This window comes from Pedobacter sp. UC225_61 (assembly GCF_044452285.1).
Classification (GTDB): Bacteria; Bacteroidota; Bacteroidia; order Sphingobacteriales; family Sphingobacteriaceae; genus Pedobacter.
Genome location: NZ_JBIOAL010000001.1, coordinates 1,827,958 through 1,843,029, shown reverse-complemented (window position 1 = coordinate 1,843,029; position 15,072 = coordinate 1,827,958). Strand labels below are relative to the sequence as shown.

The window sequence follows — 15,072 nt, the reverse complement described above, 5'->3', positions numbered from 1 at the left end:
CTAGAGCTGCCTGTTTATCCTGAGCAGTACTGGAAGATCGCCCTTGAGTTTCACCTTTACTACTCTTGCCCTTTTGGACAAAAGCGATTTGGCCGCATCAATTCCAGCACCCGCCAGTTCCCCGCCGACCCCTTCCATGCCGTATACCGAAACTCCTGAAATACCGTCAGCCACGCCTATTCCTGCCGCATCGCGATAGACCGCATCAGGCGCATCAATCCCCGGCATCCCGTCCAGTGAGTAAACAGAAAGGTCAACCGGAATGATCTGGTTCCCAAAACGTATATTCTTGATGTCCAAAAGCAGCCTTTGGTTAGTAACCTTGCACAATCCAAAAAGCAAATGTCCCTTTGGAATGACCACTCCGGATAGGGTCACCGAATCGGTCAGCCTGAGTTTCACCGAAGATCCCTGTACCACCTTTTGGTTGCCATCAATTACCGCAGTAATTGCAGAAAATTTTTCCAGATCCTGTCCCGAATAGATCTTTCCCAACACCTTTTGCTGGGCGCGGACAGGATTCTGGATATCCAGGATCTTTTCCAGCACCTGGTCCATTTGTTCCATTTCGGCATCCTTGCCTTTTCCTTCCTGCATCGTTTTCATCATCTGCTCCAAACGGTCCACATCACTTTTGATCGAACCGCCACTAGCTGAGGAAACTACTTTGGCTTTCGCCTCACCCCCTGCAACTACCGGTGAATTAATCTCCTTGTTCAGCGCCGCAAGCTTCGCATTAATTTCCGCTGTCTTTGGGTCTTCTTCCACAGCAAACCCGAGCCTTGAAGAAATCCCAGAACTCCCCAACTGCGCAGAAGTATCCTTTCCCGCCTTGGCATAAAAGCCCATTTTGTCCACTGGATCCTCGGTCTTAAAACTCGCATCGGGCAGTGCCGTATTGATCCCCTTGTGTACAGCAACTCCACCTGAAGTCTCTCCTTTTCCGCCGCCCATTGCATAAAAGCCCAGCGCCATAAAAGGCAATACCAGTAGCGGCAATACCAAAAGGATCTTCCTTTTGTCCCTTGTTCTTTTTTTTGTTTCCATCTCTATTATTTTATAATTAATATTATCTGAATAGCCCCGTCACCAGCCAGAGGCAGTAAGCGCCAAAGGCAACACCAAGTGCTAAAAGCACCATCAGCAGGGTCTTTCTGTTCCACTTTTCACAGACTGCATTTAACCTGTCTGCCAGCTTTTGCTGAAAGGCCAAAATCCTTTCAGCCGCCCTTTTCGCCACCGCATCCCCCTGCGGGCTGAGCTCTTTTTTCCATTTGAACCATCCCATAACTAAGGCTTTACCACGTCCGCATTTTCCAGGGTTTCCCACCGCTGGATCAAAAACCCGTGCGGGTTATTGTCCGAGCGCGACACGTTGCGCAAATAACCTTGGGTGACCAGTCTTCGAACCACCGTAGAGGTTGAGCGAATCAGTTGCTGGGTCGCGTGGCACTTGAAATAATAGGGATAAACGTCCAGGTTAAGCTCCACCGAATCCACCGAAATCTCCTGGGAAATATTGGCCGAAATGAGGTTAGTGAAATACCCCTGCTCTCTGAGGTTATCATAGGATTTCTTTGCGCTCTGGTCCGCCAAATTCAAGGCCAGCCCCATATTGCGCTGGATCACCTTTTCATCAGGGTCTAGGGTAAAAAACCAGTGGTGGAACATTTTCACGTGGTCACGGATCTCAACGCCGATGTTATCCTTTCGCTCTGCCGAAAAGGCCTCAATTGCCTTACCGTTTGCCAGAATATAGATCTTGGCATTGGCCGACCGTACCATCTCAAAGCTCTTGTAGATCGCAAACCCCGATACCAGAATGCAGGCCACGATCAGAAACAGCGAAAAGGTCTTGATGTGCCTAAAGGCGGTATCTATGTTTTTAAATTGTGTAAACATCTTTATAGTATTTAGTAAGTTAATTGCCCGAGAGCCTGTCCCTTTGATGGGAGCTGCCGCTATCCTTGAAATAATCGCCCGTAGATTCCGCTGCATAGCCCTGGCGAAGTTCGCGGGCCTGGTTGCCCAACATGTCCGCCGCCATCCCAGCGCCCGCACCTGCCGCGCTCATTCCGGCTGACCTAGAAACGGCCACATATGAATTGATCTTCTGCACCATCACGTTTCCCTCTCCGGCATGGACCACATAGTTGGCTACGCTGGGCACGCAGAAATAGCCCACGATGCCGATCACCAGAAAAATCAGGTAGGCCACATCCGTCGAGGAGAACACGGTCTCGCCTTGGGAATCGATCTGGGAGATATCCAACTTGATCATGTTTTCCTGGATCTTACCCAGGATGCTCCCGAAGATGTTGGCAATAGGCAGCCAGAGAAAGATGTTCACGTACCTGGCAATCCAGACCGTGAGGGTCTGCTGGAACCCGTCGAACACCGCAAAACCAAATACCAGCGGTCCAAGGATGGCCATCACGATCAGCATAAAGGTCCTGATCACGTTGATGCACAAGGCAGCGGCAGCATAGAGCACCTCCAGCACCTCGCTCATCCACTGCTTAATGGAGTTACGAAAATTATAGCCCTGCTTTTCCATGTAAAAGCTCATGTCATTGCCAATCCCCTCCAGAAAACTCTCATCCTCCCCGTTGGGATCCTTGGGATGGGTATAGCGATACCATTTCTCCCTGTCACCGGACCCTGATTCCCCGACATACATCTGCCATTTTTTGGTCTTTTTCAGCGCGGTTTCCTTCTGGGCCAGCAGCCTTTCGATCGCCCTGTTACTGTCCTTCACCATCCCGCTGGTCGCCGAGACCGTTGGCGAGAGTACCCCGTTCATGATCCCGATCACCATCGGATACAGCACGATTGCAAGCCCCAGTGCAAATGGCCGCAGCAGCGGATAAAAATCAATCGCCTCGGCCCTAGCAATCTGTTGCCAGACGCGAGAGGCGATATACCAGAGCGCCCCAAATCCCGCAAGGCCTCGACCCACATCAATCAGCTTAGCGCAAAGCGGCAACATCTCCGCATACACCCTGTCCAGTACCGGCTGCATCCCCTGCAGGCGCTCGGAAACCGCCTGACCAAAGGAAAACAAGGGCAAGGCTGTAGCCAGTAGCGCAAGTAGCGCCCCATAAAAAATCGTCTTTTTCATCACATCTTAATTTTGCCTGTAATAGGATTTCAGCTGCTCGATCTCCCGCTTTTCCTTCTGCTTTTGAAGCATCAGCATCCGCCCCTGCAAGTTGAATTCCCGAAGGAACATCAGCTTGTCCTTAGTATCTAGAAATATCCGGTCGATTGCCCTCAGCCTTTCATCATCGCTCATGCGAAGTTTAGAAGAGGTGACCACCATCGCGAGGTCCTCCAGATTCTGCAGGCTCTGGGAAAACAAATTCTCATAGACCGAGCCCAGATAGGAAAGCTCATTCGGCGAGAACACATCCGCCGCCCGAAAGCCCTTCAAGGCCCGCTTGTACTCAGAGAGGATATCCTTTTGATAGGAAATGATATCTGCCACACGGGCATATTTTTTCACTTCGGGCGAGACCAGCATCAGCCCGTCCAAAAACACCTCGTGGAGTGAAAAATTTCCCTGGGCAATGTTCTTCACCGAACGGTAGCCATTTGACACAACGGTATATCCCTTTTTCATATCCGCCAATATGTTTTTCAGCTGAGAAAGCTTTTCTACGTTCAACAGCAATTGCTTTGCTTCCTGGGACTGGGCGTAGCTCACCTCAAAACACAGCAGAAACGCAAAGCCGAAAAACAGTTTTTTAATATTTTTCATACAACCTCCATAATTCATTAACCCCAGACTTTTCACTTTCCATCGCCTGTTCCAGCTGTTTGATCTCCGCCAGAAAACCCATCACGAATTCCAGTTTTTCCAGCATTGAGCCATATACTTTTGAAAGCCTGGAAAGCCGCTGCTCATCATCCATTTCTACTTTGGAAGAGGTAACTACCAGCACGAGCTCATCCAGGTCCTTGTTGCATTCAGATATCAAGTTTTCTCGCACCGAATGCACATAGGTCAGGTTTTCGCTACCAATGTCAGTCTTAGCCATCGCAGCAAACGCCCTGGAAATCCGAAGCTGCATCGAAACCATCTCCAGCACCCGATAGTCTTTTTTGACAATAGGACTGACCAGTTTCAGCGAACCAAAAAACGCCTCATGCAGACCAAACTCGCCCGAGGTAATTCCCTTGATCGTATTCAGTCCCGAGCCCACGATATCATATCCCTTTTTTACGTAGCCCGCGTAGAGCTTCAGATAGGCCAATTGCTTGATCAGGTATTTTTCCTGCGTCTTTTTCTGGCGGAACAGCTCGCCGTAGGTCTGCGCCGAGGCAACCGAGAAAACCATAACCAAACACACCACTAGGCACAAAAACAACTTAATTCTCGATCCCATATAGCGCCTTTAATTTTGCGGCCTCATCCAAGGACTTAGCACGCTGAATGGACAATAGACTATTCTCGCGGTTGAACCTTTTCAAATCCGCCCAGTTGCGCTCCATTTCCTTTGCCGCCTCTGAGATCAGTTCCAACCTAGCCGCATCACTCATCTGGGTCTTAAAGGAATTCACCACCACAAGGATCTGATCGACATTCTTCACACTCTCCTGCAAGATCCCCGAATACACCTTTTCCATCGCTGAAAGCTCATCCACGGAGAAATGTCCGCTCTTTCCAAATAAATTCCATGCCCATCGGTATTCCTCCACGATATCCAGCTGGCGAGTGGTCAATTCCTTTAACCTTTTGTAATAGGTAATGGCAGACTTCACCTTCCAGAGTTCCTCATAATATTTACTGTAAAGCTCTTTTTGCTTTGCCGTCCAATCTGAGATCTCCGTCAACTTTAACTTACTTAACTGGTTCTCCAGCACTTTCTGCGCATTCTGCAGCCAGATCGTTTCGTTCTGCAACCGCTGCACCTTGAGGTCCATCGCCTTGATGACCTTTTTTACCCCGGCCTTGATCACCTCCAGTACCGCTACCTGGGCATTTGCCCCAGTGGGCAGCGATACGAATATGGTCATGGCGCTCATGGGCAGGATGACCATAAACTTCTTCATCTTCTTAAAAATTTTCATGTCAATATTTTTGTTAATTCAATTTTTGATATACCCTTGCACCAACCGATAGATAATTCTTGTCAGGGAAAAACGAGATCAGTTTTCCCTTGCGCACCTCGGTCAGGCTCTGGTTCTCTGCACTATAAATTGCCTTCCACTGCTCGGTCTCATATTCACGCCTACCAATCTTTCCATCGGAAACCAGGTTGAAGCCCGTCCTTCGGTGGATCACATAATTGTTCCCCTCTACCATTTCGATGACCAGGGTATCACTCGCCACTGAAAACTCCCCGCCAGCGGAGTTCACATAAACCCCCGGGATAAATTCTTTTACCTTATCTCTAGTGCAGCCCAGCATCATCGCTAGGGCCAAACCCATTAGAATGATTAATTTTTTCATAACTTTTATATTCTAGTCCGCATTTACTCAGTTTCTTTTTACGTTTTGAGCTGTCTTCATGATTGCTGGCGCAATTCATTCGCCAGTACCGCAATCCCTTTTTGCATGCTGCCGTACCGCAGGGAATATTCCTGCACCTGCACCTTTTCTCGCTCCTCTGTGGTATAGGCCAAATATTCTTCCAGCGAAACCTCGGTCCTATAGACCTTGGAAAGCTGGCCGCCGATGGAGATAAAAACCTCCTTGTATTTTCGCCTTGGATCGTTTGCCTTGTTCATCGAAAGCACCTGCGCCCTTTCCTTATCGGTCAGTCCAAGTAGCTCCTGGATCTGATCAAACTTGTTCTGGTACTTGGATTGGTCGAGCAGAATTTTACAGTCTGAGTTATTGATGATCGCCTGCTTGACAATGGGCGAGGAGATGATATCCTCGACTTCCTGCGTGACTACGATTGCCTCTCCAAAATGCTTGCGCACGGTCTTAAAGAGATACTTGATATATTCTGCCATCCCGTCCTTGGCAATCGCCTTCCAGCACTCCTCGATCAGCAGCACCTTGCGAACGCCCTTGAGCTTTCTCATCTTGGAAATGAACATTTCCATCAAGATCAAAGTGGTTACCGGGAACAGGATCGGATGGTCCTTGATGTTATCCAGCTCGATCACGATAAATGGGGTCTGCAACAAATCCAGGTTCTCGGTTGCGTTCAACAAAAAATCGAACTCGCCGCCACGGTAATAGGGATTGAGCACATAAAGGAAATTATCCACGTCAAAATCCTTTTCCTTTACCTTCGATGCCGCTAACACCTCCACATATTCACTCTGCAAGAACTCATAAAAGGTATTAAAGCAGGGAAAGATATCTGCCCTAGCATCAAGGTGCTCAAAGTATAGCGTCAGTGCATTACTTAAGGCCACATATTCCGAGCGCCTAAAATGCTCATCATCCTTTTTCCAAAGCGCAAGCAAGAGAGTTTTGATACTCTCCTTCTTTTCGGTATCCAGCACGTCCCCTTCGCCCAAAAAGAAGGGATTAAAACGGATGGGATCAGATTCCGAGTAGGTAAAATAATAGCCACCTACCAGATCGCAGAGCCCCTTATAACTGTGCCCGACATCCACCAAAACCACGTGCGCCCCCTGTTCATAATAACTCCTGACCATGTGATTGGTGAAAAACGACTTGCCAGATCCCGAAGGCCCTAGGATGAACTTATTTCGATTGGTCGCATAACCCAAAGAGATCGGCTCATCGGAAATATCCACGTGGACCGGACGCCCTGTCAGCCTGTCCCCCAAACGGATCCCGAAGGGAGAAACAGAAGAACGGTAATTACTCTCCAGGTTAAAAAAGCAGGTCGCCTGTTCCAAGAAGGTATCAAAGGTGTCGTTCATCGGAAAATCCGCCTCGTTGCCCGGAAGCCCCGCAAACCAGATCTGCGCCTGCCCGTCGGTCTCCTGTTTTGCAACCGCATCAAGCTGGGCCATCGCTGAAGAAACCAGGTTACGAAGATCCGCCTGCCCCGAACCATCATCGCTCCAGGCCAGCACATTGAAGTGCGCCTTGACCGGAAGCCTGCCCGAGGCAATCGCCTCGTTCAGAAAATCGTTTACCGAATCCCTAGAGATCGCATTCTCTCTAGAATAACCCGAAAGGGATTGCAGGCGGAGTTTCTTTGCCTCTAACCTCTTTAAGGTGGCCGAAGAATCCCCCAAGAACACATACTGATTAAAGATGTGGTTACAGGGCAATAGCTGGCCAAGGGGCGAGGCAAACCCAACCGAGAACTTGGTCCGGTCGGTAGAATACCTGTCATAGTTGATACGGCTACCAACAAGCGAGGGAAGGTCTTCGGTATCAGAGAGCGTATATAGTTCCAGGTGCTTATCCCCGATCCTAATCTGCTCTTTCAGGTGGATGTCCCGGATCACCGACGGCTTTCCCTCTTCCAAAAGAAAACAGTAACGCTCCAAAACCCCTGGCACATTGGCCGTTCCCGCCAGCTCATCATCAGTTAACCTAGAAAGAACAACAAAGCCGCTATCTGAAAGCACCCTAGCAAACTGACCTACGCTGTCCATAAAATCACGATATAAGACCGGTGAAACGGTTTGCGCTGGAACGACCGACTGGCGGCGAATGTTACTGTACATCGAGGACGACAGTTTCCTGCCTGCAGCCTTTTTGGTCAAAAAGACATAGCAGCTATGATCCAGGCATTCACGTTCGTTAAAGAACCTCTCCGAAGACCTGGACAGAAAACTATCTCCGGCCGAAGCGAAATCCGCCTTATAGTTCCCAGCCGAAAACCAGTCCTGCTTGTGGAACACGCAGTGCTGGGGCAATAGCTTGATCGCCTTCACCCACCCCTGGTGGTAGCTTTCATAATCGCGATCCGATAAAGTGAATATCTCGGGCAGCGAGACCTTGAAGCCAACGGTGATATCTCCCTGCCTTGACAGGATACAGTTATGCTCTACCTTATAGATTGGAAGCAGATCCCTAGCCTCTTTCATTCCTGCCTCCCTTCAAACTGGTAAACACACGTCTAGAATTAAACCGCACATAGGTCGGGATGCCGCGCCTAGCAAAATATTTCATCAGCCCGTGCTCGCCAAACCGGTGGGATAACCTGAACACTGTAAAGAACACCGCAGATCCAAGCGATAATATCAATGGCAAGACCACAAAAAGCGATAGTCCCAAAATATATAATGCTGCAAAGAGCACCAGCAGGAACACCAACCCCAAGGCCAGGTAGGCGATGTACTGCGCCTTTAGTCCCTTAAAGACAATGGGCTTGGAAACCCCTTTATTGATTTTATATACCGAAGCCATACCTATTCCTCCTATATCCCAAAAAATGACTTCAGCACCGTTGCCACCACTACCAAAAAGATGCAGGAACCAAACCATGCCGCAGCCACCTTGTTGGTATCGGGCTCACCTGCATTCCACTTATTGAAGACCTTCACCGCACCGATAATGCCCACAACAGCGCCGATGGCATACATCAGATCGCAGCCCGTATCAAAATAGCCCTTCACCTTGTTGGTCGCTTCCTGTATCCCCGCGTTCCCGTCTTGGGCAAGGCAAACAACAGACACCATCACCAGCGTCAGCACGCCCAAAAACATTAATCTAATTCTTTCTAACTTTCTCATAATCCTTAATTTACTCCACGTTAATACCACAGGTTTTCCAGCTCCTCCGCCGAAAGGTGAAAGGGCACATGATCGGAAATAAACCGGTTGATGCTCCCAATGGAGGGATGGCCGCCGATGCGCCCATAATCCTGCTTCACCTTTTCCAGTAGCCTGAAAAAATCCTTCTTATCGCCTGCCTGCTGTTCCAGGACCTTGAAGATTTCCTTCAGGTCCTGGATCACATCAGCTACCATACCTATTTGATCAGTGTTGGTATCGGAACTTGCAAAGGCAACTTCGCTTGTTTTGACCAGCGCCATTCCCTGGGGCAGGGCAGGCTTGCCCATCAGGCCTTCTTCCAGGTCAGCATCATTTCCCACCTCATGATCTAAAACGGCTACGCCCTTTTCCCACCGGTGAGGCAAGGGTTCTTGGGAACCACCACTTCCAGAAAGCAGGCCAAAGAATTCCCTGCGGTAAAAGCCCAGTACCACAAAGACATACCATAAAAAACTGAGCACGAACGAGGCCAGCAGAAACTGTCCCCAAGTAAACTGTTGTAACATATCTTTTCTTTTTCACCAAATGCTGAATTGCCTTGGCATCACCAAAATTCCAGTTAATCGGTTTCCAGAATGGACAATAACCTAGGTTATAACCTTACAAATACTATCAGTACCTTTAAACCATGAACCTAGGCTTTCACCTTACACATAGCAATATTGACCCAAACCACGCTTTTATAGCAAGCGGGGAAAACCAAGGAAGGGCATGATATCTTATGCTTCCCTATTGCTATCCAACCAATACCTTCGCAAGAACCTTTCGATCAAAAAGTGGCTGGCTCAAAGACAGGAACTGACATTGACCTATCATGATGGGCCACTTAATGGTCAATCGAGTGCCCCGCTCAACTACCATATTTTCTCAAAATCCACTAGGGAGCTTGGCGGATTTGAACCGGAAAAATTAAATCTTATGGAACAGCACTGCGATTGGATGGATGGATCTATGGAAATAAAGCTGAATTTTCACATCACGGGCGATGATGGGATTTTTTCGGTAGAAAGTGGGGATTTGCAAAACTATTATGGCAAGGACTATCCACTGAAGCCAGCATTGCAACGAGAAGGGAGACTGTACACCTCCTATCAGCCTCAATTGATACGCAGGATCATCAAGGACAGGAATCGTCTGATCCAAAATTCCTCAAATGCGCTTGATGATGACTGGGTATTTGATTTAAGAGATTTAATTAGCAACGTGATTTCATTGGTGGAAATCGCATTCACGCAATTATACATCAAAGCCGAATTCGATCCATTACCTGGCTGGAAGTTCTCCAAGGACAAACTTGGAGAACGGCATGCCCGAAGGACCAAGGATAAATTCAAATGGGTATACCAGATCACGGGTCAGCAACTGAACATAGAAGCTGAGATGCCAAGTTTTGATAACCTGAGGGAGTTAAGAAACCACTTGATGCACTTTGACCCGCCTTCATTCGTAATCACCATAGAGGAGGCTACTATTTGGCTGAACCAGATTCTAGATGTTGCAATGATATTGATCAAAATGAGGTTAGCCATCGGCGTGGCCATCTCTAAAGATCTGATCAATATGGCATTGCAGCCTGAAGCGATATTTGTACCTGGCGATAACACCCCTAGAAAACCTATAGATAATTCAAAGAACGAAAACTATGCTTCCAGCATTTGGCCAAAAAAGTAACCCTTAAGATTTGGCCCAGGCCGGCACATAGGCATCTGCATCATCGATCCGCTTGTTCACCGCCTCGCGCATCTCATCCAGGAACCTGGTCTTAGAAACTGATTTACGCCTTTTGATCGTGGTAAACCTTCGGAAGTAATTGGAAAGATTGGTATTGAAGACCTGCTCGAACACATCCACCAGATCTGAGATGTCAACTTCGCCATCATTGAACTGCTTGGTCTCAAAAAGCCCATACAAAAGTTCTATCAGGTTGGTACTATCGCCAGTCCATTTCAGCTTCCTGCCTTTGCGGCTTTCCACCTCGGCAGCTACCGTAGCACTGGAACCATTCATTTCCAAAAGGATGGCCTGCTGCATCATCTCTAGGCCAATGAACTTGGAAAATAGGTAATCCCCAGTTGTGGCAAAGGTGCTGTTCAGCTCCGGCACATCGCTGGCCGCAAAACCCTCTTGCCTTTTTCCCCGGATAAAATAAACCGGGTCCATTTCCTCCATCCCCAGCCTATAGTACTGATAGAAAAATTCATGGCGGCGAAAGAACCTGGAAATATACTTAAGCTGCTCTTTCTGGAAATCTTTCTTTCCGCTGGTAACAACTGGCCTTGAACTTTCATAGTTGTAGCGTTCAGTGGTATAGATCAATAGTCCATAGACCTGGGGCTTGACGGACTTAAAAAATTCAATTTCCTCGCCTTGGCTTGCAAAGCCGTCTTTAACGACAAGTTCCCTTACACAAGAAAGGCATTCATTGATCAGCAAAAGCTGAGCTTTTAGCTGCTCTAAAATCGGAAGCTTCTTTTCCTCGCCCACTTGCAGGTCTGTCCCTAGCTGGTCGATCAACTGCTTAAATTTCTTTTCCATATCCGCCCATATGTAAGTTTGATCCCAGATTCATTTCGCTTAAAATCCTCCACCCAAGATGCCGAGAAGAAAATAAGTTAATGGGAACAGGATCCGCCAGTGCGGGCTGGTGATAAACGGAAAACAAATGGCTTTTGCCCCTTGCTTGCGATAGCCATGGCAAAGCCTTGGGCAACTGCGAACGCAGGCCCTTTTTCGTTAGATTAGAAAGTACCCGAATCTTTTCGGACAGCTTTCCAGTAAACGTTTTTAACATAGGTAATGATTTGGTCACTCCTGCCTGGCCGGTTAACTGGCCACAACTATCACGGGCAGGTTTGGTAGCGGTTTTTCCATACGCATCAGATTTGGTTACTGATGCAAATTTGGGCTACAGGGAGAAAAAAATCGTACACAAAAACTGGTATTTCGTTGCACGTTTAATGGTAATTTGTGGCAAAAGGCATATTTCAGGCCACTTTAAGTAAAAAAAGCGGAGTTGCCTATGCTTCAAATAGCTTAAAAAATCTGATATGCAAGGCAAATTATCGTGCTTGCTAATCCAACAAAAAAACACGCTGAGCTATCTAGCCTCAGCGTGTCTTAACTAATTATTAACTATTACTAAATTTTTCTTGTGTTGTCTGATGACCATTGACACTTAACTGGCTTTGGATAACGTCTGCAGCTGGGCACAAGAACTATTCTCCTTTTACCGTTCTTCCACCGATCACGACTTTGTTCCACTTGCCCTGAAGGCCAATTCCCTTGACATAGCTGACGGTATGTTTGTCGCCCTTGAGCTTGGGATGGTAGACCATCTCGAACTCAAAGGTCATCTTTTCCGGGGTTTTCTCAATGATCCTCACCTTATAGTCGTTCTCCGAACCATCTTTAAGGGTAAAGAACTCCTCACCCAGCTTACCGTTGAAGCATGCATGCAGATAGGTATTACCTGGATCGTTCGGATAGGCCTCCAGCAGCTGGCCGGCCCCATCGATCCGAAGGTACTTGGTATCTACCGCATCCCCGCCGATAAGCGAATGGAACTTAAAGTAAAGGTTGCCGCCGATGCTCAGCGTGTCCTGGATCTGGGTAAAGTTCTGGGCATTGATTTGCCACAGATTGCCCACCTGCATGGGAAGGAATGATTTTTCCTGCTCGGCAGTTTTCTTTCTGCCCCCAGCTGGCAAGACCCCAAAAGGATGAGCACAAGGCAGGCCGTTAGTAATTTGATCGATTTCATATCTTTGAATATTTAAGGTTTTTAACACTATTTTGTAAATCCTACCTCCGCCCGGGAACATATCACCTAAGGCTACTGCTTGATGCGGTCGAGCTCTTCCTGGTTAACGCGGCTTTTCTTCAGCGCCGTTGCTCCCCCGCCAAACCGGTAGGAAAGCGACAGGTTGAACCTTCGGTTCTCGTTGCGGTTATAGTAGGTGCCATATAGCCCCTGGAACGCATTGGTACCCTTGTTGATAAAGGTATAGAAAATATCGGTCACCCCGGTCTTAAATGTTGCCCTGTTTCCGGCAAAGGCATACTTTAGTGCTGCATCCACGCGGTACTTTCCGTCGATCGTCCTGGCCAGCTGCACCCGATTAGAGCGGTATAGCCCGATCAGTTCGGCGGTCAGTGCCTTGCCGATGCGAAAGCTGCTGAGTGCCTGAAAGCTGTAGGAGACCTGCTTGACATCGATGTCCACGCCAAGGTATGGCGTGCGGTACCTATCATAGGAAAGGTCGCCATTTGTGGTCAGCGTCCACCATTCCAAAAGATCCCCCGAATAGCTTGCCGACAGGTTCCATGAATCGTAATGATCGAAGTTGTCGACCGTTTGCCTTGTAGCCCCGGAGCTCCCCGCAAGGGCGGTAAAGTAATTGTAGTAATCATTGGTACGGCTAAAGCCAAGGGAAAGGTCCAACTTCTGGTGGTATCCATAACTGAGCTCAAGGCCATGGGTGGTTTCCGGTCTCAGCAGGGGATTGCCCTGGGAATAAAAATAGGGCGAAGTGTAATCGGTGAACGGGTTCAGGTCCTCATAGTCCGGCCGGCCGATACGCCTGCTGTAGGAAAAGCCAACCGAGTTCTCACCCAGGGCCTGTTGAACCGAAAGGCTGGGAAACAGGTTAAGGTAGTTCCGGCCCGCAGCCTGGCCGGTGGTTGGCGAGCTGCCCGTGTAATGGGTCTGTTCGGCCCTAAGCCCCGCCTGGAACTCGGTCCCTTTACCAAACTTTGCGCTATAGTTCAAATACCCCGCACCGATGATCTCACGATAGGCAAAGGCATTGCTCCTGGCATTATCCACCACTAGCGCCCCAGACCTGTCCGAGCGGAACGCTACCGAGGCATAGGAGCGCGTAAAGGCGGCTTTTAGTCCGGCCTCAAGTTTCCCGCCTCCTGTAAGAGGGGGGCTATAGTCCGCCTTGAGCACCGTAAGGTCGATCTTTTCGCTGGCATCATTGTCGATATGCTCAGCCCTGCCCGAGGCCACTCCGCTTGCATTACGATAGGAGTTTTCAAAGGAAGCAAGGCCCGTTGAGCGGTAACGCGTATGGTCCGCATCCAAAAGCAGCAGCTGCCCGCCAGCAGAAAGTACATGCCTTGAATTGACGCTGAACCCGCTGGTCAGCAGATCAGAGCTTGCCATATTCCCGGAGAAGAGCGAAGAATCACCCAAGGAACTCGCCTTGCTCCCAAAAAAGATATGCTGCATCGAACCGCTATTGCCCTTCTTTTGGTTCCGGGTGGCAAGGAACCCAATCATGAGCTTATCGCTGATGGTATAGTCGGCCCCAAGGCTCGCGTTATGCCCATCGGACAGACCATTGGAAGACTGGTCCTGGTGATAGGTCAGCACCGGGGTCCGCTCAGAAATGACCTTATCGCTCAAATATGTGCTGGTGTACCTGTTGTGCTGATAGGCGTAGGAGCCGAAAACATTCAGCTTGGCAAACTTATAGTTCAGCACCGCCCCAGCCCCCGGGCGAAGGCGCCTTCCCAGCACCACACTTGAGCTTAACGTTCCGTTGAAGCCAAGGTTGGCCCCCTTCTTGGTCCTAATATTGATGATCCCTCCCTTGCCCTGGGCGTCATAGCGGGCCGAGGGATTAGCTATCAACTCGATCCTGTCGATCGAGCTGGCCGGCATCCCCTGCAGCAGGCTGGCCAGCTGCGCGCCCGAGAGCTTCTGCAGCTTTCCATCTATCATCACCCCCACGCCCTGTTTGCCCTTGAGCGAAATCTGGTTGTCATCCAAAGATACCCCCGGGGCAATGGCCAGAATATCACTGGCCGAGCCCCCCGCAGCCAGCGCACTACTGCCAACGTTCACGATGGTCATGTCGGCCCGCCTTTCAAACAGCGGCTTTTTGGAAATGATAGTGACCTGCGCCAGTTGGCTGGCCAGGGAGCTCAGTGCAATTGGCGGGACTACCAACGTTCCACCCTCTACCAAAACCAGGGTGTCTGAACTTCCCTTCACGTGGCCCAGGTGTGTGGCCGTGACGATATACCTACCAGCTGGCACCCCAACGAACACATAGTTTCCCCCAGGACCGGAAAGCGTCCTTTTCCGCACGGTGGTGTCCAGGGCACTGGAGATGGTGACATTGGCATTCTCCAGCCCATGGCCTCCGTTGTCGGTGACCTTCCCCGAAACCCGGATATCCCGCGCCGGCGCTAACTGTTTGGCATAAGCTGACCTGGGCAAGGCACGCGCCTGCGCAACGTTGGCAGTAAGGAAAAGGATAAAAATTAAAATCGGTCTTAAAAGTGGTCTCATATCATTGATGGCTTATATCTGCCACAAAGATGCCGTCCCCAAAGCGCAATTACGGCTAACAAAGGGTTAACGAACGGTTAACGCCCCCGCATACTGCCGATAACCCG

17 protein-coding genes are annotated in these 15,072 nt (G+C 49.2%); 1 reads left to right on the top strand and 16 read right to left on the bottom strand.

What is annotated here, in order from left to right; all coding sequences use genetic code 11:
* Genes traM through ACHMWN_RS08630 form a run of 12 tightly spaced genes read right to left on the bottom strand, consistent with a single transcriptional unit; the run spans window position 1 to window position 9,170 of the window.
* Entirely contained in the window at window positions 1-1,047 is a 1,047-nt protein-coding gene (gene traM / locus ACHMWN_RS08685; protein WP_397299763.1) for a conjugative transposon protein TraM, read from the bottom strand.
* 22 nt (window positions 1,048-1,069) lie between these two features.
* The gene (locus ACHMWN_RS08680) at window positions 1,070-1,288 is read right to left on the bottom strand and encodes a hypothetical protein (protein ID WP_397299761.1); all 219 of its coding nucleotides are present in this window, start codon (window positions 1,286-1,288) and stop codon (window positions 1,070-1,072) included.
* A 2-nt stretch (window positions 1,289-1,290) separates the two neighbouring features.
* A complete protein-coding gene (gene traK, locus ACHMWN_RS08675; protein WP_397299758.1) occupies window positions 1,291-1,902 on the bottom strand; it encodes a conjugative transposon protein TraK in 612 nt (203 codons plus the stop codon).
* Between the two features lie 19 nt (window positions 1,903-1,921).
* On the bottom strand, window positions 1,922-3,121 hold the full coding sequence (traJ, locus tag ACHMWN_RS08670; RefSeq protein ID WP_397299757.1) for a conjugative transposon protein TraJ: 1,200 nt from the start codon (window positions 3,119-3,121) through the stop codon (window positions 1,922-1,924).
* Window positions 3,122-3,127: 6 nt separating this feature from the next.
* Window positions 3,128-3,760, bottom strand: coding sequence for a TerB family tellurite resistance protein (locus tag ACHMWN_RS08665; protein ID WP_397299756.1), 633 nt, complete (start codon window positions 3,758-3,760; stop codon window positions 3,128-3,130).
* Window positions 3,747-4,388 carry a hypothetical protein gene (locus tag ACHMWN_RS08660; protein WP_397299753.1) on the bottom strand — a complete coding sequence of 214 codons (642 nt, stop codon included), beginning with the start codon at window positions 4,386-4,388 and terminating at the stop codon, window positions 3,747-3,749. The genes ACHMWN_RS08665 and ACHMWN_RS08660 overlap by 14 nt, the downstream gene beginning before the upstream one ends.
* A complete protein-coding gene (locus ACHMWN_RS08655) occupies window positions 4,372-5,073 on the bottom strand; it encodes a conjugal transfer protein TraI (protein WP_397299750.1) in 702 nt (233 codons plus the stop codon). Before ACHMWN_RS08655 ends, ACHMWN_RS08660 begins: the two co-directional genes overlap by 17 nt.
* A gap of 13 nt (window positions 5,074-5,086) precedes the next feature.
* Window positions 5,087-5,455: a hypothetical protein gene (locus ACHMWN_RS08650; protein ID WP_397299747.1), complete on the bottom strand. Its 369-nt coding sequence runs from the start codon at window positions 5,453-5,455 to the stop codon at window positions 5,087-5,089.
* Between the two features lie 56 nt (window positions 5,456-5,511).
* The gene (locus tag ACHMWN_RS08645; protein ID WP_397299745.1) at window positions 5,512-7,974 is read right to left on the bottom strand and encodes a TraG family conjugative transposon ATPase; all 2,463 of its coding nucleotides are present in this window, start codon (window positions 7,972-7,974) and stop codon (window positions 5,512-5,514) included.
* Window positions 7,961-8,374, bottom strand: coding sequence for a DUF4133 domain-containing protein (locus tag ACHMWN_RS08640; protein WP_397299742.1), 414 nt, complete (start codon window positions 8,372-8,374; stop codon window positions 7,961-7,963). The genes ACHMWN_RS08645 and ACHMWN_RS08640 overlap by 14 nt, the downstream gene beginning before the upstream one ends.
* Window positions 8,308-8,595 carry a DUF4134 domain-containing protein gene (locus tag ACHMWN_RS08635; protein ID WP_397303558.1) on the bottom strand — a complete coding sequence of 96 codons (288 nt, stop codon included), beginning with the start codon at window positions 8,593-8,595 and terminating at the stop codon, window positions 8,308-8,310. The genes ACHMWN_RS08640 and ACHMWN_RS08635 overlap by 67 nt, the downstream gene beginning before the upstream one ends.
* Window positions 8,596-8,642: 47 nt before the next feature.
* Window positions 8,643-9,170: a hypothetical protein gene (locus ACHMWN_RS08630; protein ID WP_397299739.1), complete on the bottom strand. Its 528-nt coding sequence runs from the start codon at window positions 9,168-9,170 to the stop codon at window positions 8,643-8,645.
* A 205-nt stretch (window positions 9,171-9,375) separates the two neighbouring features.
* Between ACHMWN_RS08630 and ACHMWN_RS08625 the strand changes: the two genes are divergently transcribed.
* Window positions 9,376-10,335 (top strand): hypothetical protein, encoded by a 960-nt coding sequence (locus ACHMWN_RS08625; RefSeq protein WP_397299736.1) that lies wholly within the window; start codon window positions 9,376-9,378, stop codon window positions 10,333-10,335.
* A gap of 3 nt (window positions 10,336-10,338) precedes the next feature.
* On the opposite strand, the gene ACHMWN_RS08620 is transcribed toward ACHMWN_RS08625, so the two are convergent.
* From ACHMWN_RS08620 to ACHMWN_RS08605, 4 genes are all read right to left on the bottom strand, one after another.
* Complete coding sequence (locus ACHMWN_RS08620; RefSeq protein WP_397299733.1) at window positions 10,339-11,199, bottom strand: RteC domain-containing protein; 861 nt, start codon at window positions 11,197-11,199, stop codon at window positions 10,339-10,341.
* On the bottom strand, window positions 11,183-11,455 hold the full coding sequence (locus ACHMWN_RS08615; RefSeq protein WP_397299731.1) for a hypothetical protein: 273 nt from the start codon (window positions 11,453-11,455) through the stop codon (window positions 11,183-11,185). Before ACHMWN_RS08615 ends, ACHMWN_RS08620 begins: the two co-directional genes overlap by 17 nt.
* A 424-nt stretch (window positions 11,456-11,879) precedes the next feature.
* Window positions 11,880-12,452 carry a hypothetical protein gene (locus ACHMWN_RS08610; RefSeq protein ID WP_397299729.1) on the bottom strand — a complete coding sequence of 191 codons (573 nt, stop codon included), beginning with the start codon at window positions 12,450-12,452 and terminating at the stop codon, window positions 11,880-11,882.
* Between the two features lie 44 nt (window positions 12,453-12,496).
* A complete protein-coding gene (locus ACHMWN_RS08605; RefSeq protein ID WP_397299726.1) occupies window positions 12,497-14,965 on the bottom strand; it encodes a TonB-dependent receptor domain-containing protein in 2,469 nt (822 codons plus the stop codon).
* Window positions 14,966-15,072: the final 107 nt, after the last annotated feature.